21 protein-coding genes are annotated in these 22,822 nt (G+C 27.6%); 16 read left to right on the top strand and 5 right to left on the bottom strand.

All coding sequences use genetic code 11. The annotated features are described in order from the left end of the window. Positions 1-117: 117 nt before the first annotated feature. Positions 118-1,260 (top strand): DUF1887 family CARF protein, encoded by a 1,143-nt coding sequence (locus I2E83_RS10220; protein WP_195429670.1) that lies wholly within the window; start codon positions 118-120, stop codon positions 1,258-1,260. 100 nt (positions 1,261-1,360) lie between these two features. After that, positions 1,361-2,725 (top strand): 6-phospho-beta-glucosidase, encoded by a 1,365-nt coding sequence (locus tag I2E83_RS10215; RefSeq protein ID WP_195263942.1) that lies wholly within the window; start codon positions 1,361-1,363, stop codon positions 2,723-2,725. Positions 2,726-2,890: 165 nt separating this feature from the next. Here the strand turns inward: I2E83_RS10215 and I2E83_RS10210 are convergent, their stop codons facing one another. Together I2E83_RS10210 and I2E83_RS10205 are read right to left on the bottom strand one after the other, a co-directional pair. Next, on the bottom strand, positions 2,891-3,694 hold the full coding sequence (locus I2E83_RS10210) for a MurR/RpiR family transcriptional regulator (RefSeq protein WP_195263941.1): 804 nt from the start codon (positions 3,692-3,694) through the stop codon (positions 2,891-2,893). 121 nt (positions 3,695-3,815) lie between these two features. Then, on the bottom strand, positions 3,816-4,703 hold the full coding sequence (locus I2E83_RS10205) for a phosphatidylserine decarboxylase (protein ID WP_195429669.1): 888 nt from the start codon (positions 4,701-4,703) through the stop codon (positions 3,816-3,818). Positions 4,704-4,845: 142 nt separating this feature from the next. Between I2E83_RS10205 and I2E83_RS10200 the strand changes: the two genes are divergently transcribed. From I2E83_RS10200 to I2E83_RS10180, 5 genes are all read left to right on the top strand, one after another. Beyond that, positions 4,846-5,169 (top strand): DUF1622 domain-containing protein, encoded by a 324-nt coding sequence (locus tag I2E83_RS10200; protein ID WP_195263939.1) that lies wholly within the window; start codon positions 4,846-4,848, stop codon positions 5,167-5,169. A gap of 263 nt (positions 5,170-5,432) precedes the next feature. Further along, a complete protein-coding gene (locus tag I2E83_RS10195) occupies positions 5,433-7,160 on the top strand; it encodes a ferredoxin hydrogenase (protein ID WP_195263938.1) in 1,728 nt (575 codons plus the stop codon). A 245-nt stretch (positions 7,161-7,405) separates the two neighbouring features. Then, a complete protein-coding gene (locus tag I2E83_RS10190; protein WP_195429668.1) occupies positions 7,406-8,194 on the top strand; it encodes a Cof-type HAD-IIB family hydrolase in 789 nt (262 codons plus the stop codon). A gap of 219 nt (positions 8,195-8,413) precedes the next feature. Continuing rightward, the gene (locus I2E83_RS10185; RefSeq protein ID WP_195429667.1) at positions 8,414-9,745 is read left to right on the top strand and encodes an MATE family efflux transporter; all 1,332 of its coding nucleotides are present in this window, start codon (positions 8,414-8,416) and stop codon (positions 9,743-9,745) included. A gap of 26 nt (positions 9,746-9,771) precedes the next feature. Then, entirely contained in the window at positions 9,772-10,230 is a 459-nt protein-coding gene (locus I2E83_RS10180; RefSeq protein WP_195429665.1) for a GNAT family N-acetyltransferase, read from the top strand. 46 nt (positions 10,231-10,276) lie between these two features. On the opposite strand, the gene I2E83_RS10175 is transcribed toward I2E83_RS10180, so the two are convergent. Continuing rightward, a complete protein-coding gene (locus tag I2E83_RS10175; protein WP_195263934.1) occupies positions 10,277-11,887 on the bottom strand; it encodes an ATP-binding cassette domain-containing protein in 1,611 nt (536 codons plus the stop codon). 479 nt (positions 11,888-12,366) lie between these two features. Between I2E83_RS10175 and I2E83_RS10170 the strand changes: the two genes are divergently transcribed. The 4 genes from I2E83_RS10170 to I2E83_RS10155 all read left to right on the top strand — a co-directional run bounded on the left by I2E83_RS10170 (position 12,367) and on the right by I2E83_RS10155 (position 15,900). Beyond that, positions 12,367-13,677 (top strand): sodium-dependent transporter, encoded by a 1,311-nt coding sequence (locus I2E83_RS10170; RefSeq protein ID WP_195263933.1) that lies wholly within the window; start codon positions 12,367-12,369, stop codon positions 13,675-13,677. Positions 13,678-13,894: 217 nt separating this feature from the next. Then, a complete protein-coding gene (locus tag I2E83_RS10165; RefSeq protein ID WP_195263932.1) occupies positions 13,895-14,257 on the top strand; it encodes a GntR family transcriptional regulator in 363 nt (120 codons plus the stop codon). 3 nt (positions 14,258-14,260) lie between these two features. Beyond that, on the top strand, positions 14,261-15,136 hold the full coding sequence (locus I2E83_RS10160) for an ABC transporter ATP-binding protein (RefSeq protein WP_195263931.1): 876 nt from the start codon (positions 14,261-14,263) through the stop codon (positions 15,134-15,136). Continuing rightward, complete coding sequence (locus I2E83_RS10155) at positions 15,136-15,900, top strand: hypothetical protein (protein WP_195263930.1); 765 nt, start codon at positions 15,136-15,138, stop codon at positions 15,898-15,900. Before I2E83_RS10160 ends, I2E83_RS10155 begins: the two co-directional genes overlap by 1 nt. 48 nt (positions 15,901-15,948) lie before the next feature. Here the strand turns inward: I2E83_RS10155 and I2E83_RS10150 are convergent, their stop codons facing one another. Then, entirely contained in the window at positions 15,949-16,596 is a 648-nt protein-coding gene (locus tag I2E83_RS10150; RefSeq protein WP_195263929.1) for a hemolysin III family protein, read from the bottom strand. A gap of 210 nt (positions 16,597-16,806) precedes the next feature. On the opposite strand from I2E83_RS10150, the gene I2E83_RS10145 reads away from it, so the two are divergent. From I2E83_RS10145 to I2E83_RS10125, 5 genes are all read left to right on the top strand, one after another. Further along, positions 16,807-17,391 (top strand): DUF1836 domain-containing protein, encoded by a 585-nt coding sequence (locus tag I2E83_RS10145; RefSeq protein WP_195263928.1) that lies wholly within the window; start codon positions 16,807-16,809, stop codon positions 17,389-17,391. Positions 17,392-17,401: 10 nt separating this feature from the next. After that, the gene (locus I2E83_RS10140) at positions 17,402-19,102 is read left to right on the top strand and encodes an ABC-ATPase domain-containing protein (RefSeq protein WP_195429663.1); all 1,701 of its coding nucleotides are present in this window, start codon (positions 17,402-17,404) and stop codon (positions 19,100-19,102) included. Between the two features lie 310 nt (positions 19,103-19,412). Further along, positions 19,413-20,177 carry a hypothetical protein gene (locus tag I2E83_RS10135; protein ID WP_195263926.1) on the top strand — a complete coding sequence of 255 codons (765 nt, stop codon included), beginning with the start codon at positions 19,413-19,415 and terminating at the stop codon, positions 20,175-20,177. A 22-nt stretch (positions 20,178-20,199) separates the two neighbouring features. Further along, positions 20,200-20,742: a sigma-70 family RNA polymerase sigma factor gene (locus tag I2E83_RS10130; protein WP_195263925.1), complete on the top strand. Its 543-nt coding sequence runs from the start codon at positions 20,200-20,202 to the stop codon at positions 20,740-20,742. A 120-nt stretch (positions 20,743-20,862) separates the two neighbouring features. After that, positions 20,863-22,035 (top strand): serine hydrolase domain-containing protein, encoded by a 1,173-nt coding sequence (locus I2E83_RS10125; protein WP_195263924.1) that lies wholly within the window; start codon positions 20,863-20,865, stop codon positions 22,033-22,035. 62 nt (positions 22,036-22,097) lie between these two features. On the opposite strand, the gene I2E83_RS10120 is transcribed toward I2E83_RS10125, so the two are convergent. Next, positions 22,098-22,748 (bottom strand): DUF305 domain-containing protein, encoded by a 651-nt coding sequence (locus I2E83_RS10120; protein WP_195263923.1) that lies wholly within the window; start codon positions 22,746-22,748, stop codon positions 22,098-22,100. Positions 22,749-22,822: the final 74 nt, after the last annotated feature.

The following is a 22,822-nucleotide window of genomic DNA, read 5'->3' as shown; positions in this document are numbered from 1 at the left end:
TGATGAGATCTCTCTTTTTGTATTGTAGGAATATAATATATATATGTTTATTTAGGATAAAATTATCCCCTTTGGATAAATTAGAAATATATAAATTAAAAAAGAAGGATTAGAGATATGAATGTAGATATATTAATAAACCAATTAGATGAGCATAATCAAGCAAATATATTAGCAACTAAAAAATTTAATCCAAAGGAAGTATTGTTTATATATGATAAAAATAACGAAATTCTAATGGATTCTGTAAAAAGGTATTATGAAAACTATATTCCAAATGTGAAATTTAATAAGGCAATTATCAATGAAGGCGAAATTGATAAATTAATTAAAATAATAAATGAAAATAAAAATAGAAATATATTAGTTAATTTAACCGGCGGTAGCAGAGTAAACTCTTTGGCGTTATTGAATATAAGTAAAGATAATTTATTGAATTCAATATATGTAGATATAAAAAATAAATTTTTATATACATTTGGTAAGAGTATTGAAGTTATTAAGGAAGAATATGAAGATATGCAATTAGATAATCTTATCAAGGCATCTGGAGGAGAACTTTTAAATGATGCAAGTAGTCTTTGTGATAAAGAGGATTTAATTTATTTAACTAAAAAGATATATGAAAATTTAGGGCTATGGCATAAATATAAGCAAAAGTTATATGATTCAAATATTTTCATACATGATTATCAGGACGCTAAAAAGGTTACTATAAAAGCTGAATTTTTAGAACAAGAGGAAAAAAGCATATTAAATAAAATATTAAACAAGTTAGAGGAAATTAATGGAATAGATTATATTAAGGATTCTAATAATGAGATTCATGTTAATTTTAAAAATGAATATTTAAAATCATTTATATTTAAAAGTGGAACTTGGCTTGAGATGGCAACTAATATTATGATTAGTGAAATTAAAGAAATAGATGAAGTGAAAAGTGGAGTTATGTTCTTATGGAATGATAAGAGTAAAATTGTTAGAAATGAAGTAGATGTAGTTGCAGTAAAGGATTCAGTTCCTATTTGTATATCATGTAAGGATAGTGATAAATATAATGAAGATGCTCTAAATGAGCTAGATGTTTATAGTAAGCAAATTGGTGGAGAAAAGGTATATAAGATTCTAGTTGCAACAAAAGAACCTGTGAAAGCTGCAGTTAAAGAAAGGGCTAAAGAAATGGGGATAAATCTTATTATTTTCAATGGTAACGAAGAAAAGTTTAAAACTGAAATAAAAAATATAGTTATAAAAAATTAAAATTAAATTAGATTTTCAAATTTTGAAATTGTTTTCTGAAATGTGCAGATATAATTAAGATATAGAAAAAAGAATATTAAATGTTATGGGGGTTGGGCACATGGATAGAAAAGGCTTAAAGATAGTTACAATAGGTGGAGGATCAAGTTATACACCTGAATTAGTAGAGGGATTAATTAAGAGATATGACGAAATGCCTGTAAGTGATTATTGGCTAGTAGATATTGAAGAAGGTAAAGAAAAGTTAGAAATAGTTGGTGCACTAGCAAAGAGAATGGTAGAAAAAGCAGGAGTGCCAATGAATATTCATTTAACTTTAGATAGAAGAGAAGCTTTAAAAGATGCAGATTTTGTAACAACACAACTAAGAGTAGGGTTACTACCTGCAAGAGTTAAAGATGAAAGAATTCCACTAAGTCATGGATTTTTAGGACAAGAAACTAATGGGGCTGGTGGATTATTTAAAGCATTAAGAACAGTACCAGTAATATTAGATATAGCTAAGGATATAAGTGAATTATGTCCAGATGCATGGTTAATAAACTTTACAAATCCAGCTGGAATAGTTACTGAAGCTTTATTAAGATATGGAGTTCATAAAAAGGTAGTAGGAGTTTGTAATGTTCCTATTGGGTTACAATATTCATTTGCTGATATATTAGGTGTAAATAGTGATAGAGTAACAGTAGATTTTGCTGGATTAAACCATATGGTTTATGCAGAAAAAGTTTATTTAGATGGTAATGATGTTACAGCAGAAGTTATAAAAGAATTAACAGCACCTGATTCAAAGACACAAACAATGGCAAATATAAAGGGATTCGATTGGGATGTTGCAACAATGAAGGCATTTGGAGTAATTCCTTGTCCTTATCACAGATATTATTACAAAACAAGAGATATGATAAATAGTGAATTAGAAGAATTTAAAAAGGGAAAGACTAGAGCAGAAGTAGTAATGGAAGTAGAAAAGAAATTATTTGAAATGTATAAAGATGTTAATCTACAAGAAAAACCAGAAGAATTAGCTAAACGTGGTGGAGCCCATTATTCAGATGTTGCATGTAACGTTATAAATGGAATATATAATGATAAAAATACTATAATTGCTGTTAATACTAGAAATAATGGAACTTTAAAGCAATTCGAAGATGAGTCAGCTGTAGAAGTAAGTTGTTATGTAGGAAAGAATGGTCCAGTCCCAGTAGAAACAGTTACTGACTTACCAATATTTGCACAAGGCTTAGTTGCACAAATAAAATCATTTGAAAGATTAGCAGCAGAAGCAGCTTATACAGGAGATTACAATACCGCATTATTAGCTATGGTAACTAATCCTTTAGTAGCTGATGATGTTAGAGGAAGAAAGTTATTAAATGAAATGTTATTAGCTCATAAAGATTATTTACCACAATTTAAAGATGTTATAGAAAAAATTGAAAAGGTAGAAAGAGCAGAGTTTTAATGCAATTTATAATGGACAATGCATAATGAATAATTAAGGAAATAACTCATCTTGATGAGTTATGTAATGAAAAAGGAACTCAATTTAAAAATTGAGTTCCTTTTTAGTTACTGAAGCTAGCCTGAAATAGATTTCCTTAAGTTTTTTACCTTTACTTTTTTACTATTAAATGTTTTTATACATGCTTCCGTATCTAACATAAATATATTCAATTAGATAGCTTAAGTCATATCTGTGACTTTGAACATATTCATTTGAATCATTTCTAGGTGGCAGATAAATTATATAATCACTTCTTTTTATATATTCAGGTTTATGTTGCTCGGTAATAACAACTACTGTAGTGGGACTTTTCTCTATCTTTTCCCAAAGTCTTTCATGATATAGAGTAAATCTACCAGTAGGAGAAATTAGAATTGCTAAGGAACTTTCATCCAAATCATCAGCTAATCTTTCCTGCTCTTGAACATCATTAGCATGATATATAAGTTTAGACAAATTAGCTAATTTACGCTGTAGGTCCTGAGCCATTAATTGTGAAAATTGTGTTCCGAATATACAAACATTATTACTATTAAAAATAAGTTCAACTACTCTATCAACAACCTTTAAATCTATAAATGATTTAAAGGTTTCTATTTCATTTATGATTTCTAAAGACATATTATTTAATATATCTTCTCTTGAAAGATCATAATACAATGCTTTAGGCTTCATAAGACCTTCATTATAATGACCTATATTTATTTTTATATTTTCTTTAAATTCTATCAAATTAGAATACCCTAATTTGTGACAAAACCTTGTAATAGCAGCTGGAGATGTAAAACAAAGATCAGCTAGCTTATTTATGGACATATCAGGAATAGAACGTATATTTCTAAGCATCGTTATTGCAATATTATAATTAATATCATTTTCTTTACTGCTATTTAAAAATAATAATAATCTATATATTAAATCCCCCATAAATACTTACTCCTATAATATATTTTATTATATAAGAAATTTTACTTTAGTTACCTGTTATAATTTATACCCTAATATTTACTTCGATAGTTCATAAGAAACTATTAAAAATACGAATATATTAGTTTCTTTTTCCTATTACTTCTCCCATTAATACTTTACATTCAAATCCAAGCTCTGTTTGATTTAGTATATCTTCATCAATTTTAACTGTATCCTTTTTAAATAGAAGAATTGTAGTTGAGCCACCAAATTTAAAATAGCCTTTTTCTTCACCTTTTAAAACCCTATTACCAGGAGTATATGTTTGGATTATTGTTCCAACACAAGTAGCGCCAACTTCAATATGAATAATATCGTTGAAGTTATCAGATTTAAATATGCTCCACTCCCTTTTGTTTTGACAATAAAGTTTAGGAATTCTTTCGAGAGCAACTGGATTAACAGAATAATAGTTACCATTTATGAAATTGCTTTGCATAGGGATTCCATTATCAATAAAATGGAATCTATGATAGTCTGTTGGACAAAGTCTTAAAACTAGACATACTCCGCCTTCATATTCTTTAGCAATATCATTATCTCCAATTAACTCAGATAAACTATAGTGAATTCCTTTAACTTGAACTAATTTATCAAAAGAAATATTTTCATATGCAAATAATCTTCCATCTCCAGGAGAAATAAGAAGGTTATTATCAGATGCAATAGGTCTTGCATCTTTTTTTAATGATCTCACAAAGAAATCATTGAAATTATTAAAATCATCAATCGTACTTGAACTTATATTCATATCTATATCAAAATCTTTTATAAAATTAGATATTTTCTTCTTGCTTAATGAAGTATCGCAATAAGCTCCGTAAAGCTTTGAAAATAACTTTTTCTTAACTAAAAGCTCTGTTATGCTTTTTCCAACAGGTGAATCATAAGACCATTTGATATAATTTCCTCCTGCGACCTTTTCTACTTCATAATTGTTTGTTTTTCTATTATACACTTGTATCATATGGTACCTCAAATAAATATATTTTATAGTATTATATTAACATAAAAATGCAATAAAAATTCTAAATTTGTTTAAATTCACTTTACTTATTTTTTATTATAAAAGATAATTGGTAATAAAGACAAGTTTGGAGGGGATAGGTTTGATAGAGCATTTTGTTGAGTTGGTAACTCCATTTGCCATACATCTTTTAGAATCAATGGGAATATTGATAATAATAGTTGGTGCGGTTAAGGCTTTTTATAAATTTATACTAAATATAATCACTAGAAATAATTATCCTATAAAAGTAGAATTTGCGCAGTCATTAACACTTGCACTTGAATTTAAGTTAGGGGCAGAAATATTAAAAACAGTAATTGTAAGGTCTTTAGATGAGATGTATATATTAGCGGCAATAATAATTTTAAGAGCTATACTAGCTTTTGTTATACATTGGGAAATGAAAGCAGATACGCATAGTTAAAAGTAGATACTAAACATTAATATCAAATAATATAAATTTAAGTATTTAATTTGTATTTTAATAAAAAGAACTAAAAGAATACACCTTTGGTTATAATTTTACATTGTCCATGTGCAATTTTTAGCGTAAAATCATAAGTGGGAAAGTTGAAGAAAACAATAATAATTAAAGGATAGTAATTATTGTAAATATGGTGTAAAATGAAATTGTTAATATTGTAACAAAAGAAATTTACTTACCATTCAATTATAGGGGGAATTATAATGAAAAACATAACTATTAATGGAAATAAAATTCTAGTGAGTGATGATAAAAACTTAATGAAAATAGCTAAAGAGAACGGAATAGATATTCCAGCTTTATGTTTTTTAGAGGATTGTAGCAATGTTGGACAATGTGGAGTATGTTTAGTTGAAGTTGAAGGACAAGAAGATTTAGTTAAAGCGTGTTGCCTTGTTCCAGAAGATGGAATGGTTATTAACACTAATACAGAAAGAGTTCAAGAAGAAGTTAAAAGTACAGTTTCATCATTATTAGATAAGCATGAATTCAAATGTGGACCATGCAAAAGAAGAGAAAACTGTGAATTTTTAAAATTAGTAATAAAAACTAAAGCAAGGGCTTCTAAGCCTTTTGTTGTTGCGGATAAATCTGAATATGTAGATGATAGAAGTAAATCAATAGTTTTAGATAGAACAAAGTGTGTTACATGTGGAAGATGTGTAGCTGCATGTAGAACAAAGACAGGAACTGAATCAATAAAGTTCATAGAAGTAGATGGACAAAAAATAGTTGGACCAGAAAATTTAAAGTGCTTTGATGATACTAATTGTTTATTATGTGGACAATGTGTAGCAGCATGTCCTGTAGATGCTTTATCAGAAAAATCTCATATGGATAGAGTAAAAGATGCATTAGCAGATGAGGAAAAGCATGTTATAGTAGCAATGGCACCATCAGTTAGAACTGCTATGGGAGAACTATTTAAGATGGGTTATGGGATAGATGTTACAGGTAAGGTATATACAGCTTTAAGACAGCTTGGATTTGATAAGATATTTGATATAAACTTTGGAGCAGATATGACAATAATGGAAGAAGCTACAGAGTTAATTCAAAGAATTAAAACTGGTGGGCCATTCCCTATGTTTACATCTTGTTGTCCTGCATGGGTTAGACAAGTTGAAAATTATTATCCAAACTTTATAGATCATTTATCTAGTGCTAAGTCACCACAACAAATATTTGGAACAGCTAGTAAAACTTATTACCCACAAGTTGTTGATATAGATCCAAAGAGAATATTTACAGTAACAATAATGCCTTGTACTGCTAAGAAATATGAAGCTGATAGACCTGAAATGGAAAATGACGGTATAAGAAATATAGATGCTGTAATAACAACAAGAGAATTAGCAAAGATGATTAAAGATGCAAAAATAGATTTTGCTAAACTTGAGGATAGTGAAGCAGATCCAGCAATGGGTGAATACACTGGAGCAGGTGCTATATTTGGAGCAACAGGTGGTGTTATGGAAGCTGCACTAAGAACAGCGAAAGACTTTGTTGAAGGTAAAGATTTAGAAAATATAGAATATGAGCAAGTAAGAGGCTTAGCTGGAATAAAAGAATCTACAGTTGAAATTGGTGGAGAAAATTATAATGTTGCAGTTATAAATGGAGCTTCAAGTCTATTTGATTTTATGAAGAGTGGAAAAATTAATGAGAAAAACTATCACTTTATAGAAGTAATGGCATGCCCAGGTGGATGTGTAAATGGTGGTGGACAACCTCATGTAAATGCTTCAGATAGATTAACTATGGATATCAGAAGCGTAAGAGCATCAGTATTATATAACCAAGATAAAAATGTATTAAAGAAGAGAAAATCACATGAAAATGGTGCTTTAAATAAAATGTATGAAACATTTATGGGGGAACCAGGACATGGAAAGGCTCACGAATTACTTCATATAAAATATAACAAATAAAATAAGTTAAAATAAAAAAGCAAAATAACATGATATCAGTGTTATTTTGCTTTTTATTTTAGATTTTCTTATATATAATTTGAAAATAATTATTTATATTTCACAAAGAATGGTGTAGTGAAAATAATTAATGTTAAGCATGATAAGAAAAATATAATTAAGTGCAAAATTTCATATCTTAAAAATTAAAATTAGTACTATATGTTATAATTTGAAAGTAGAAAATATTAGGGGAGTGTATATAGATGAAATACTTAGCTTGTGATTTAGATGGAACTTTAGTACAACATGATAATACTATTAAGGAAGAAGATATAAATGCTATATTAAAACTTAAAGAAGAGGGACATAAGTTCATAATATCAACTGGAAGAAGCTTAGAAGGAATACATAAAATATTTAATGAATATCCTGAAATAAAATATGATTATATAGTTGCATGCAATGGATCTATAATAATAGATAGTAATTATAATGTAATTTATGATAATTATATCGGTAATGAAGTTGCAGAAGAGGTATTTAGGGATTTTATAGGTGAGGAAGATATTTATGTTCATTTTGAACATGAAGGAAGTAATTATCTTATAGAACCAGAAGACTTTAGTGGAATAGAACATTTAATGGATTACTTCAAAGGTGTAATATCAAAGGAAGATGTATTTTCGGAAAAAAGAAATTACTCAATTATAAGCTTATTTGCAAAAAATATGAATATAAATAAAGCTGAAGAAGCAAAAGAATTATTAATAAAGAAATACGGACATGCTTTAGAAGCTTTTAGAAATCAATACTTTGTTGATATAGCTCCTAAGGATTGTTCAAAAGGAAATGGACTAAAAAAATTATTAGAACTTAATAAATTAGATATAGAAAAGCTTTATGCAATTGGAGATTCATATAATGATTTATCTATGTTTAAATTAACTAAGAATAGCTTCACTTTTCATCACGTAGAAGAAGAATTAAAAGGTTATGCAAATAATCATGTTTCGAGCGTTAGTGAATGTATAGAAATGATGATTGAGAAATAGAATATTAGATAATACAAGGTATAATATTATAATTAAACTATTTTAGAATTTTTAAATATTGACAATAACAGTAAATTGTAATAATATTGTTTCAATTAAATAGTCTTGAGTAGTTATGTCGCCGGACATAATATTCGCATAGCAAGCATTAGGGATTCATGCCATTAGGCCTTTGGGTATGAACCACCTAATGCTTTTTTATTTATAGGGGGAAGAGTTATGAGAAAAGAATTAAGTAATGATATTTTAAAGGATTTTATAAAATATGTATCTTTCAATGTTATTAGTATGATAGGACTTTCATGTTATATATTAGCAGATACATTTTTTGTAGCAAATGGAGTAGGAAGCATTGGATTAACTGCATTAAACTTAGTTTTACCTGTATATAGTTTAGTTAGTGGAATTGGATTAATGATTGGAATGGGGGCAGCAACAAAATATTCTATTTATAGAGGTAGGAATAATGAGAAAAAAGCAAATAAAATTTTTACTCATGCAATTATTTTAGGAGTGTTGGTCGGATTAATTTTAACAGTTGCTGGGATACTCTTTTCATATGATATTGCTAGTATACTTGGAGCAGATGAGCTTGTTAATCCTTTAGCTGGAATGTATTTAAAAACAATCTTAATGTTTTCATGCGCGTTTATAATAAATAATATAGTAATATGCTTTGTAAGAAACGACGATAATCCAAATCTATCTATGATAGCAATGCTTCTAGGAAGTTTTAGTAATATAATTTTAGATTATATATTTATATTTCCTTTTAAACTTGGAATGTTTGGAGCTGCATTTGCAACAGGACTTGCTCCAATAATCAGTTTAATAGTGTTATCAATGCATTTTATTAAAAGGGCAAATAATTTTAAGTTTGTAAAATGCAAAATTAATATGGGTTATATAAAAAATATAGTTTCATTAGGAATTCCATCATTTATAACAGAGTTTTCGTCAGGAGTAATAATGCTAGTATTTAATTTTACAATTTTAAATATTGCTAATAATATAGGGGTAGCCGCTTATGGAATAATAGCGAATCTTGCTTTGATAGTAGTTGCAATATTTACTGGCATAGCACAAGGAATACAACCTATAATAAGCAATAATTATGGAGAAGGTAAAACTAAGAACATTAAAATTATATATAAGTATGCTTTAATTACAGCTACAGGTATTGGACTTCTTTGTTATCTATCAGGGATAGTATTTTCTGAGGAGATAATTAATATTTTTAACAAAGAGAGAAATCAAGAGTTGTTATCTATAGCAAATGAAGGTATTAAAATTTATTTTACTGCTTTCTTTATAATGGGATTAAATATTGTAACTACATCATTTTTTGCATCAATTAATGAAGCAAAAGAATCCTTTATAATTTCTATTATGAGAGGCTTAATTATAGTTACTCCATTGATATTATTATTACCGAGATTATTTGGAATAATAGGAGTTTGGATTACTATTCCCGTAGCAGAAGTTAGTACTTTATTAATTGGTATTGTGTTATATTTAAAATACGCACGAGGGTTTAAGGAAGAAAAATAAATATAGTATTAAGGGAGAGATTAGAGATGAATATAGAATTTAGAGAAATTGATAGAAGTAATTATAATGAATGTATAGAATTAAAAATTAGTGAAGAACAGAAAAGATTTGTTGCTTCCAATATGTATTCTTTAGTGCAAGCAGCATATGAGCCTAATTTATATCCATTAGGTATTTATAAAGATAATAATATTGTAGGCTTTATTTTATATGATTTTGATGATGAACTTAATGGATGGTCAATGAGCAGATTTATGATAGATATTAAGTATCAAAATAATGGAATAGGAAAAGTAGCAGTACAGAAATTTTTAGAGTTCTTTGTAGATAAATATGGACATCAGAATCTTTACACAAGTGCTGAGGTTGATAATATTATCGCAATAGATTTATATGAAAAAAATGGATTTGAGAAGAAAGAAGTATTTGAATATGAATTTTCAGGAGTAAAATATAGAGAAATTAGAATGATAAATAATCTATAAAAAATAAGGAGCTGTTTTCAACAGCCCCTTATTTTTATATAAATCTTTATTTAGTCTTACCTGAGAACTCTAAGTATTCATCATATGTCATAGCTCTATCTACTATTGATCCATCTTCTTTAATATCTATTATTCTATTAGCAATAGTTTGAATAAATTGATGGTCATGAGAAGCAAACATTATAACACTCTTATAATCTTTAAGTCCGTTATTAACAGCAGTTATAGATTCAAGGTCTAAGTGGTTTGTAGGTTGATCTAGCATTAATACATTAGCATTTGTAAGCATCATTCTAGATAACATACATCTAACCTTTTCTCCCCCTGATAATACGCTAGCCTTCTTTAATGCTTCTTCGCCAGAGAATAACATTCTACCTAAGAATCCTCTTAAATAAGATTCGGATTGTTCTTCAACAGTGTTACCTGAGTATTGTCTTAACCAATCTACAAGGCTTAAGTCACAGTTATCGAAGAATTCGTTGTTATCTTTAGGGAAGTAAGATTTTGTTATAGTAATTCCCCATTTAAATTCTCCACTATCTGGTTCCATTTCGCCATTTATTATTTTAAATAAAGTTGTTATAGCGATATCATTGTCTCCAATGAATGCTATTTTATCATCTTTATTAACTCTAAAGCTAACATTATCTAAAACTTTAACTCCGTCAATAGTCTTAGTTAAGCCTTCAACTGTTAAAATTTCATTACCAACTTCTCTTTCAGGCTTAAATCCAACGAAAGGATATCTTCTGCTTGAAGGTTGAATATCATCTAAAGTTATTTTATCTAATAACTTCTTACGTGAAGTTGCTTGCTTAGACTTAGAAGCATTAGCACTAAATCTTGCAATAAAGTCTTGTAATTCTTTAATTTTTTCTTCCTTCTTCTTGTTTTGATCCTTAGCCATTTGTAATGCTAATTGGCTTGATTCATACCAGAAGTCATAGTTACCAACATATAATTTAATTTTGCCAAAATCAACATCTGCCATTACAGTACATACTGTATTTAAGAAGTGTCTATCGTGGGATACAACGATAACAGTTCCTTCGAATCTTAAAAGGAAGTCTTCTAACCAGTTAATTGATTGTATATCTAAGTGGTTTGTAGGCTCATCCAGAATTAGAATTCCAGGATTACCGAATAAGGCTTGAGCTAAAAGAACTTTAACTTTTTCTCCACCTACTAGCTCTGACATCTTTTTGTAGTGCATGTCAGTTCCGATTCCTAAGCCTTGAAGTAATGAAGAAGCATCTGATTCAGCTTCCCAACCGTTCATATCAGCAAATTCACCTTCTAATTCAGAAGCTCTTATACCATCTTCATCAGAAAAATCAGGTTTTGCATATAAAGCATCTTTTTCTTCCATTATTTCATATAATCTTTTATTTCCCATTATTACTGTTTGTAAAACTTCGAACTCATCATATGCATAATGATCTTGTTTTAAAACAGACATTCTTGTATTTGGAGCGATAGAAACATCACCAGTGTTTGGTTCAATTTCTCCAGAAAGTATTTTTAAGAATGTACTTTTACCAGCACCATTGGCACCGATAACACCATAACAGTTACCAGGAGTAAATTTTATATTTACATCTTCAAAAAGCTTACGTCCACCAAATCTTAAGCTTACGTTTGATACAGTTATCACTAAAAACCGACCTCATTTCTAATATTATTCATTTCGTTATTATATCATAAACTCAACATATTTTCATTTAATGCTCAAATAATATTTAGAAAATTTAATGGAAACATAGTAAATTATTTAAATATTGTACTTTATAGGGGTTGACACTTATATAATAGGGTGCTAATATTTACTAAAATGTAGTTTGGGAGAATAAGAATGAGCAAAAGAATTAACTTTAAAGAAATAAAAGTTAATATGAATTATTATTATAGCTATTATAGATAGGACTTGTATTTATAAAGTAATTATAGATGCAAGCCGTAAGCAAGATTTAAGGTTTGTGTCTATGATGGTTATAAATATTAATTATGCTCAGATTTATAGAGATAATTTAACCACATAGATAAATGCTATGTGGTATTTTTTATTCCTGTTTATTTACCACATAGTAGAGACTATGTGGTTTTTTTATATATAAATAAGGAGGAATGTAGGTTATGGAGAAAAGAGAACATTTTACAAGTAGGGCAGGATTTATAATATCTTGCATTGGAGCAGCTGTAGGGCTAGGTAACATTTGGATGTTTCCATATAGGCTAGGACAAAATGGAGGAGCAGTATTTTTAATACCATACTTTATATTTGTATTATTACTTGGTTCTATAGGTCTTATTACAGAATTTACTTTTGGAAGATCAGCTCATGGAGGATCATTAACAGGAATAAAATATGCATTTGAAAAAAAGGGCAAAAAAGGTGGAATATTAATAGGAGCAATACCAGCAGTAGGATTGGCAGGAGTTTTTATGTTTTATAACGTAGTTGTAGGCTGGATTATTAAATATTTTACTTTAAGTACAACAGGAGAAATAAATAAGATACAGATAGATAGCTTCTTTAATAATTTTGCAGGAAGTAAGGAAACTATATTATGGAATGCAATTGCTATATTTATAGCTCTAATTATAGTAATTATAGGGATCACAAAAGGAATAGAAAAGGCAAATAAGATAATAATGCCATTACTTTTTATAATTTTTATATTATTAGCTTTTAGATCATTAACTTTACCAGGAGCTATGAAAGGAGTTAAATACTTATTAACACCTAAGTGGGAATACTTATTTAAAGTTAATACGTGGGTAATGGCTCTTGGACAAGCATTTTTTACAGTATCACTAAATGGATGTGGTATGGTTGTATATGGTAGTTATATAGAAAAGGATATGGATATACCAAGATCAGCAATTAGTACAGCAATATTAGATACTATATCTGCATTATTAGCTTCATTTGTTATAATGCCAGCAGTATTTGCATTTGGCTTAGATCCTATGTCAGGACCACCATTGTTATTTATAACACTACCAACTATATTTAAATCAATGCCAGCAGGTCAAATACTATCAATGTTATTTTTCTTAAGTGTAATATTTGCAGCTGTAAGCTCATCCATAAATATGTTGGAAGGACCAGTAGAAGCTTTAATGTCCCAAACAAAATTAAGTAGAAAAAAGGCTACAATTTTAATATCAATTATATTATTTATACTAGCAATACCATTAAATTTAAATATGAATTTATTTAATAATTTTGCAGATTTTATAACAATAGTTATATCTCCACTTGGAGCTTTGATAGTACTTATAGTCTTCTATTTTATGAGAGATAAAGAAGAAGTTTTAGAAGAAATAAACATGGGGGCAAGTAAGAAGGTTGGAAATAAATTTTTATTATTTGCTAAGTATGGTTTTACGACTATAACAGCATTAGTTATAATACTTGGAATAATGTATGGTGGTATATAGTAGATTATTAAATTTTAAATCCAATAAAGAAGATGATGTTTATTAAAATGGACCCTATATAAATAGACACTGATAAAAGAGAGTCTATTTATAGGGTTTTTTTTTAGTTTCCAAGTATTGACAACAGGTCTCGAAAGATATATAGTTAATTACATGAGTAATGAACCAAATAACATAATTCACATATATTATATTAGAAAGTTAAAAGGAGGTAGCTATGAATTTAGATTTTTCTAGTGAAATACCTATATATATTCAAATAGCACAATCAATAGAAGATGGAATTTTAAATGGAGTTTTTAATGAAGATGAAGTAATACCATCAACAACAGAGATATCTGTAAAATTCAAAATTAATCCAGCAACTGTAGCGAAAGGCTTTAATTTATTAGTAGATGAAGGAATTATTTATAAAAGAAGAGGTGTTGGAATGTTTGTTTCAAGTGGAAGCAAAGAAAAGTTAATACAAAAGAGAAAAGATAAGTTTTATTCTAATTATATAGTTTCATTAATTGAAGAAGCAAAAAAGCTTAATATTTCCACTACAGATATTATAGAAATGATTAAAAAGGGGGAGTAGCTAATGTCATTAATAAAAATATCTAATTTAACTAAGGAGTATGGAAATCATAGAGTTTTAGACAATATTTCATTAACAATAGAGGAAAATAAGATATATGGATTATTAGGAAGAAATGGTGCAGGAAAAACAACTTTACTAAATCTTATAACTAATAGAATATTTCCGACTGAAGGTAAAATTACAATAGATGGTGAGAATGTTATAGAAAATGATAAGTTGAATGATAAGATTTATTTTATGACAGAGCAAGATTTATACCCGCCAAGTTTAAAAATTAAGGATTTATTTAAATGGACAAAAGAGTTTTATAATAATTTTGATATGGAATATGCATTAAATTTAAGCAAAAAGTTTGGACTTAATGTTGATAAAAAATTTAAAGATTTATCTACTGGATATTCTTCAATATGCAAAATAATAATAACTTTATCATCAGGAGCTGAAATATTACTTTTTGATGAGCCAGTCTTAGGATTGGATGCAAATCATAGAGATATGTTTTATAAAGAACTAGTTGCAAATTATATAGATAAGCCAAAGACTATAGTGCTTTCGACTCATATTATAGAAGAAGTTTCAGAGATTTTGGAAAAAGTAATAATAATTAAAGATGGGAAAGTTTTAGGTGATAGAGAAGTAGAAGGCTTACTAGGAGAAGCTTACTTAGTATCGGGTGCCGCTGATAAAGTTGATAAATATTTAGCAGGCAAGAATTGTATTAATATAGAAACTATAGCTGGATTTAAGGAAGCTACAATCATTGGAGGATTAACTAAAGAAAGTAAAAAGGAAATAGTAGAATTAGGATTAGAAATTTCAAAAGTTGAACTTCAAAAATTGTTTATTCATTTAACAGGAGAGGAGGAAGTTAAATAATGAAGGTGAAATCAGTAGTTAAATATAATTTAAGCTCTTTAAAAAATTCAATATTAATGTTTTATTTTGTATTCATTTCGATATGCGTTCTCCTTACAATACTTTCTTATAATAGTGATGGAGCGGTATCATCATCAGGAATAGAGCTTTCTTCTGCAATATTTATATTTGTTGTGGGATTAAATATGTTTAAGGAAAATTTTTATTTTATAAAGGGAAATAACTTATCTAGAAAGAGTTACTTTTATGGAACAGTATTATCAATGGTTCCAATATCTATAGGGATGTCATTTATAGATATAATTCTAAATAGAATATATAACATTTTTGTTAATTGTCCAACTAATTATGACATGATATACACTGATTATATTAATATTTCTAATTATGCTAATAATGGTTGGATTCAAAGTAATAGTATAGAAACGCTTTTTAATACGTTTTTATTTCAAGCATCTGTATATTTAATGGCATTTATTTTAGGGTTTGTAATAACTATGCTTTATTATAAATGCAATAAATTAATGAAGACTGTAATATCAATTATCCCAATATTACTAATTATAATATTTAATATGGGATTTTATATAATGGCCTTAAATTTTCCATATTTAACAGGAAAAATTGGAGAATGGGTATTTTATATTTTGGGGATTTTACCTAGAAATGTATATATGACTATCTCAACCTTTAGCATTATATCTGTAGTATTAGCTACAGTGGCATATTTATTAATAAGAAAAATGAGAATAAAAGAAAAATAGTATAAATAAAAAAATGAAATCCTAATTAATAGGATTTCATTTTTTTATTTATATGAGATATGTGAAAACACATATGAAGTGACTTAAGCTTCCTAAGATAATAAATATATGGAATATTTCATGAAAACCAAACTTACCTAATTGAAGTTTTTTAGGCTTTATTCCATATATAACACCACCAACAGTGTAAAGAACGCCTCCAAGTACTAATAAAAATAAGCTTATTGGACTAAGTACTTGTGATAATGGTTTAATCATAAATATAGCGGCCCATCCTAGGCCAATATAAAGAGATGTTTGTAACCATCTTGGACAATTAAACCATAACATTCTAAATAATATGCCAGCTAAAGCTATAGACGCTATAGTTGTAAAAAATACAGTTCCTTTTGAACCACCAAGAGCAATTAAGCAAAATGGTGCATAAGAGCCAGCTATTAAAATAAATATCATAGAATGATCTAATTTTCTAAGTCTAAATATTACTTTTTCACTTGTTATTACGCCATGATAAGTTGCTGAAACACTATATAGTAAAATTAAGCTTATACCAAATATAACTACAGAAACAATTGCTACATTAGATGCATTATTAATTAATCCTTTTGTTAACATTGCAATTAATGCAAATAGTGATAAAATTGCGCCAACCCAATGAGTTAAGCTATTTATAGGTTCTCTTAAATGCCTTTCCAAAACAAACACCCCTTTATATGTAGTTTTAAAAACTACGTATTGTTATTATTATATTAATAATATAGATTAAAAAAGTCAAAGTCTATAATACCTTAAATTTTTAGAAAAATTTATATATTTTATTAAATTCCTTGAAATATCTAGCTGATACTAGTATATTTAAATATAGATATATTAATAGGTAGTTTATAAAACTACATGGAGGTACATATGGATATTAATGAATTAAAAGAAAAGTTTACTGAACTAAATTTGCAAAATCAATTAACATTAGATGAGATACCTGAGATAGATTTATATATGGATCAAGTAACGCAGCTTTTTGATAGTAAGTTTAATGAAACTAAAAGAAATGAAGATGATAAGGCGTTAACTAAAACTATGGTTAACAATTATGCTAAGGGTAAACTTTTAATGTCTGTAAAAAATAAAAAATATAGTAAAGAACATTTAGTTTTGATGAGTCTTATTTATAATTTAAAAGGAGCATTATCAATAAGTGATATAAAGAGTTCATTAAATAAGATAGTTACATCATTAGAAAATGAAGAAGATTATCCAATAAGAGATTTATATAAGGTATATTTAAAGCAATATGGTGAGGATTTAAAGGACGTAGAAAATTCCATTGAAATAAAATATAATAGCATTGAAAATATGATAGAAAAAGAAGGAAAGTTAAATTCTGATGAATTTGAAAAAAACTTTTTACTGCTTAGTTCATTTATTAATATGAGCAATATGTATAGAAGAATGGGTGAAAAGTTAATAGATGATTATTTTAATAAGTTATAAGAGGTAGTTTATGAGAGATTATAGCATTTTAAAAGAAGAATTAAGAAAAATAGATGGCAAAGGATATAAAGCATATAAGGATTTACAAGGAGAATATGATTTTAAAAATTATATTTTATGTATTGACCATGTTCAAGGAGATCCATTTGCATCTCCATCAAGAGTTAGGGTTATCATTGATAAAAAAACAGCTAATTTCCCAGAAAATTTATTAGATAAAAAATATAAGAGAATTGCAGTTTCGGATTTTATAACTAGATTATTTTATTCAAACATAAACAAGTATAGTGAAAAGATATTTGGATCAGGAAAAAGTGGGTTAATTACAATAAGCAAGTGTCCTCAAGAGATATTAGAAAGAACTTCAATAATAATAAATAAAGATAATATAGAAGCAAGATTTTATGTTGGATTCCCAGCTAGAGGAAGAAGTGTATTGGCTAAGGAATTAGAAAAGATATTATACAATATTGTTCCTAGTATAGTAGAAAGCACATTAATATACACAAATATTAATAAAAATAAGCTTATTGATAGAGTTAAATTAATAGAAGATCAAGAATACATTAGAGCTAACCTTAAGAAAAATAAATTAATTGCTTTTGTAGCAAATGGCTCTATACTTCCAAGAGAAAGTGGAGTTTCTTCAAAGCCATTAAAAAATGCTAAAAAATTTGAATCCCCTAAAGGCCTAGAGGTAGAATTTAATTTGCCAAATAGAGGCTCAATAAAGGGGATGGGAATAAAAGAAGGAATAACACTAATAGTGGGTGGAGGATATCATGGGAAATCTACCATTTTAAATTCATTAGAACTTGGAGTATATAATCATATCGAGGGTGATGGAAGAGAATTTGTTATAACTGATAATACATCTGTTAAAGTTAGAGCAGAAGATGGAAGAAGTATTAAAAATACAGATATATCATTGTTTATAGATAATCTGCCAAATGGAAAAGACACAATAAAGTTTACAACTGAAAATGCTAGTGGAAGCACATCACAGGCAGCAAATATAATAGAAGCAATTGAAAGTGGTTCAAATACATTATTAATTGATGAAGATACATCTGCAACTAATTTTATGATTAGAGATGACTTAATGCAAAGATTAGTTTCAAAAGAAAAGGAGCCTATAACTCCATTTATAGAAATAGTTAAGCCATTATATAAACAAAAAGATATTTCTACGGTTTTAGTAATAGGAAGTTCTGGAGATTATTTTGATGTAGCAGATTGTGTTATTCAAATGGATAATTATGAAGCAAAAGATGTAACTAAAGAAGCAAAGTCATTAATGAGAGGCGAAATAAATAAAAGAATAGAAGAAAAAGATATAAAAATAAATATAAGTTTTGATAGGAAAGTACAAAGAGGAACTATAGAAAGTACTTATAAAGGTGTAAAAATCAAAACTATGGGACTAAGCTCAATTATTATAAATAAGGAAAATATAGATTTAAGATCTGTTGAGCAAATAGTAGATAATGAGCAACTAAATTCAATTGGTGCTATTATGAAGTGGGCAGAAGATAATATGATGAAGAAATCATTACCTTTTGAAGAAATGATTGATTATATATATGAAGAGATAAATAAAAAAGGATTAATTTCTATAGATAAGATATATGGGGGATCTGGTAGCTTATCAATGCCAAGAAAACAAGAAGTTATGGCTGCGTATAATAGATATAGAAAGCTTATATTATAAGAGGAATCATGAGTATATAAATGCTATTTATATACTCATATAAGAATAAGCTGTATCAAAATAGATTTTGATATTAGCCGATGAAAAGTGAAGTTTTAATTAAAACTTCACTTTTGGCATATATATAATAGATAAAAATTTCCATTTAATTTTGGAAATTTATTTAAGTAAGTAAAATCAATGGTTTGATAGGGTATCACGTTTCGTGATACCCTTTAGAAAATTTAATAGAGGAGTTTTTGTAAATTTTGTCCAAAATGAACACTTAAATTGCGTATATAGTATAAATAAAAAAATAGGAGTGTTTCTTATGAGGGAAAAGGAAATATTTAGGGAGTTTAATGGAATTAACTATAAAGAAGAAGAAATTAATGAGTATATGAATTTTGCAGATATAGAAAATGGGAAATTAAGTAAAATAACGAGTGATATTAGAACAAAACTTGCTAAGAATAAGCTTAGAGAAGTTGGGATTTATGTTGAGGAAAATATTTTAGAGAAAGATGAAGTTGTAGAAAAAGTGATAAAGGGAACGGATATTGATATGCTTATGGCAGCAACAGCGGTTAATGTTGTTATGCCAATTCCATTTATGACTGGTGATGGCTACTCTTTTAATAGATTAATTTTTTGTACAAACAAAAGAATTATAATAGTGAATGCAAATTATCATAATAGTATGCAAGGAGTTAAGATATATAATAGAGAAGATATTAAACAGATAGATATGGGAGAAGAGATAAAGAAAAAATATAGATTTAAAATACTTTTAGACTTAAAGAGATATAAATCAAAGCGATTTAAAGTTGTTCTAAAATTTCTATTCCAAGTATTTTGTGCATATTTAATATCAAATGTATTTTCCAAATTTGCTTATATACTTTCAGATAAATCTAACTTTATAAGGATAACTATATTCATGATTTCTATTATAGCTTTTTTATATTTCTTTACTACAAGGCGAAGTCTTAACACAGAATTATTAATCGAATTAAGTGATGGAAAATTTTATGATTTATTAATTAGAAATACGGATTATAAAGAAATACACGAATATCTTTCGAGTATAAATTAATTTTTGGTAGGAGGACATTAGTTTGAATGATACAGATATTGTTTTAGGTATAATAAACAAAGATGAAAAAGCCTTAACTGAGCTAATAAACACTTATGGAAAATTAATTTATGGAGTAATAAATAAGATATTAAATAGTTATGTAGAAATGAATGAAATAGATGAATGCTTTAATGATATTTTAATAAGTCTTTGGAGAAATTTAGATTGCTATGATAGTGAAAAGGGAAGTTTAAGAAATTTTTTAATATCAGTAGCTAAATATAAGGCTATTGATTATAAAAGAATAATTAAGAAAAGCAATATATCATTAGAAATTAAAGAAGAGTTAGTAGAGGGTTCTTTTGAAGATAGCTTAGAACTAGATAATGATGGATTTTTTCATTTATTAAAGAGTTTAAAAGAAGAAGATAAAAATATCTTTATAAAAAGATATTTACTTGATGAGACAGTGGAAAAAATATCAGGAGATTTGGGGTTAAGTAAAGATTTAATTTATAAAAGAATAGCTAGAGGAAGAGAAAAAATTAGAAATAATATTGATAAAGAGTATAAAAATTTATGATAAAGTAGTTAAATATTTTAGGTTAATAACTTATCCTATAGATTATAAAATGGTCTATAGGATATTTATTTTTAACTTAATAAAAGATAGATTAATAAATGCTATAAAGGGAGAGATTTTATGTTTTCATATAAAGATACCATGGATAAGTTAATCAAAGATGAAGTAGATAGTGGAAATGTTGTTGGAGCAAATGTATTGGTTATACATAATGGCAATGAGATGTATCATAACACATTTGGATATGCTGATAAGGAAAATAAAATTCAAATGAAGAGAGATACAATTTTTAGAATGTATTCTATGACTAAGCCAATTACTGCAGTAGCTACAATGATTTTAGTAGAACGAGGAGAAATTGATTTGTGGGACCCTGTAAGCAAGTACATACCTGAGTTTTTAAATCAAGTGGTATATACTTCAGATGGGAAATTAGTTCCTGTAAAAAGAGAGGTTAACATTCAAGACTTACTTAATATGACTTCTGGAATTCCATATCCAGATGAAAATCATGAACCAGGAAGGCAAATGAAAAAATTATTTACTGGTTTCATAGAAAGAAGAAAAAGAGGAGATTCTCCTGATACTATGGAATATATAAAAGCTATTGCAAAGGTTCCTTTATTATTTCATCCAGGAGAAAAGTGGATGTATGGATTATCTGCGGATATATTAGGAGGAATAATAGAAGTAGTATCAGGTAAGAAATACGGACAGTTTTTGAAGGAAGAATTATTTAATCCATTAGATATGATGGACACAGGTTTCTTTGTACCAAAAGATAAGCTAAATCGTTTTGCAAAAAATTATAAATGGGATGAAGAAGTAGGAGAACTTTCCGTATTTAATATTAGTCATTTAGGTGAGTATTATGGAGAAGATGTAGAATTTGAATCTGGTGGAGCAGGACTTGTATCAACTATTGATGATTACAGCCATTTTGCTATGATGATGGTTAATAAAGGTGTATATAACGGAAAACGTATATTAGGACGTAAAACAATAGAGTTTATGGCACAAGATAAATTGACTTCAGAGCAAAAGGTTAATTATCAAGGTGATGGGGTAAGGGGATATGGTTATGGTTCCTTAATGCGTATTTTAATAGATAAAGAGGAAGCGGCTACTAATGCAAGTCTTGGTGAATTTGGATGGGATGGATGGACAGGTAACTATGTTATTATGGATCAAAAGGAAAATATAGTGTTTATGTATTTTATTCAAAGATGTGATTCAGGAGTTACCCCAGTTGTTAGAAAGCTTAGAATGGCTACTTATGCAACTTTAGAATAACAAAATAGTAGATAAAATTGTTTAAACACAATTTTATCTACTATTTCTTAAAACAAATATTCCTAAAACTTTTTTAATAGTGCTGTCATTTCTTCAACACCTTTACTTTGTGTAGTTACAATATTTTCAGCTAGTTTTCTAAGTTCAGGATCTTTTGTATATTTTAAAACATCTTTTGCAATGCCAATAGCCCCTTCATGGTGATATATCATTTCTTGAAGAAAGTTAGCATTAATATCGTTGGTTATTTCAACATCTTGCATTTCCTTAAACATCTTATCCTTCACTTTATTATATTCTTCTAGATATTTCTCAGAGTTCGCTTTGCTTGAAGGTTTCTCTTTTTCAAATTTAGCTTTTAGCTCTTGCATAATTGGAATTTGAGCTTCTTGAGAAGTAATGATATTTTCAGCAATTTTCTTAACTTCTGGGTTAGAACTAAATTTAACGATTGCTTTTGCCATATTTATGCCACCCTCATGATGAGGTATCATTTCTAAGACAAAGTCTAAATTAACATTCCCAGTATTAGGAGCAGCATTCATAGCATTCATCATATTTTTAAATATAGTTTGATATTCTTCATTATATCCTTGTTTTACTTCAATAGTGTTGGAACTATTAATAGCACTAGAAACATATTGAATTGGTGAAACTAAGCTAGCGTTTGTAAGTGATGTTGATATTAATAGTGATAAAAGTAAAATTTTCATAAATATCCTCCTAAGATTTATTCCTAGTTATTATTTCATAAAAAAATAAATATATACTAAGAGTAACATTAGTC

Origin of the sequence: Clostridium sp. D46t1_190503_E9 (genome assembly GCF_015555225.1) — a bacterium.
GTDB lineage: Bacteria > Bacillota > Clostridia > Clostridiales > Clostridiaceae > Clostridium.
This window is presented reverse-complemented; position numbering and strand designations above follow the sequence as displayed.

Bases quoted from the DNA above. Each gene is read 5' to 3' on its own strand.
- I2E83_RS10125 (WP_195263924.1), top strand. From the start codon at position 20,863: ATGTTTTCATATAAAGATACCATGGATAAGTTAATCAAAGATGAAGTA.
- I2E83_RS10220 (WP_195429670.1), top strand. From the start codon at position 118: ATGAATGTAGATATATTAATAAACCAATTAGATGAGCATAATCAAGCA.
- I2E83_RS10185 (WP_195429667.1), top strand. From the start codon at position 8,414: ATGAGAAAAGAATTAAGTAATGATATTTTAAAGGATTTTATAAAATAT.
- I2E83_RS10195 (WP_195263938.1), top strand. From the start codon at position 5,433: ATGAAAAACATAACTATTAATGGAAATAAAATTCTAGTGAGTGATGAT.
- I2E83_RS10140 (WP_195429663.1), top strand. From the start codon at position 17,402: ATGAGAGATTATAGCATTTTAAAAGAAGAATTAAGAAAAATAGATGGC.
- I2E83_RS10145 (WP_195263928.1), top strand. From the start codon at position 16,807: ATGGATATTAATGAATTAAAAGAAAAGTTTACTGAACTAAATTTGCAA.
- I2E83_RS10170 (WP_195263933.1), top strand. From the start codon at position 12,367: ATGGAGAAAAGAGAACATTTTACAAGTAGGGCAGGATTTATAATATCT.
- I2E83_RS10190 (WP_195429668.1), top strand. From the start codon at position 7,406: ATGAAATACTTAGCTTGTGATTTAGATGGAACTTTAGTACAACATGAT.
- I2E83_RS10155 (WP_195263930.1), top strand. From the start codon at position 15,136: ATGAAGGTGAAATCAGTAGTTAAATATAATTTAAGCTCTTTAAAAAAT.
- I2E83_RS10160 (WP_195263931.1), top strand. From the start codon at position 14,261: ATGTCATTAATAAAAATATCTAATTTAACTAAGGAGTATGGAAATCAT.
- I2E83_RS10135 (WP_195263926.1), top strand. From the start codon at position 19,413: ATGAGGGAAAAGGAAATATTTAGGGAGTTTAATGGAATTAACTATAAA.
- I2E83_RS10210 (WP_195263941.1), bottom strand. From the start codon at position 3,694: ATGGGGGATTTAATATATAGATTATTATTATTTTTAAATAGCAGTAAA.
- I2E83_RS10180 (WP_195429665.1), top strand. From the start codon at position 9,772: ATGAATATAGAATTTAGAGAAATTGATAGAAGTAATTATAATGAATGT.
- I2E83_RS10165 (WP_195263932.1), top strand. From the start codon at position 13,895: ATGAATTTAGATTTTTCTAGTGAAATACCTATATATATTCAAATAGCA.
- I2E83_RS10120 (WP_195263923.1), bottom strand. From the start codon at position 22,748: ATGAAAATTTTACTTTTATCACTATTAATATCAACATCACTTACAAAC.
- I2E83_RS10205 (WP_195429669.1), bottom strand. From the start codon at position 4,703: ATGATACAAGTGTATAATAGAAAAACAAACAATTATGAAGTAGAAAAG.
- I2E83_RS10215 (WP_195263942.1), top strand. From the start codon at position 1,361: ATGGATAGAAAAGGCTTAAAGATAGTTACAATAGGTGGAGGATCAAGT.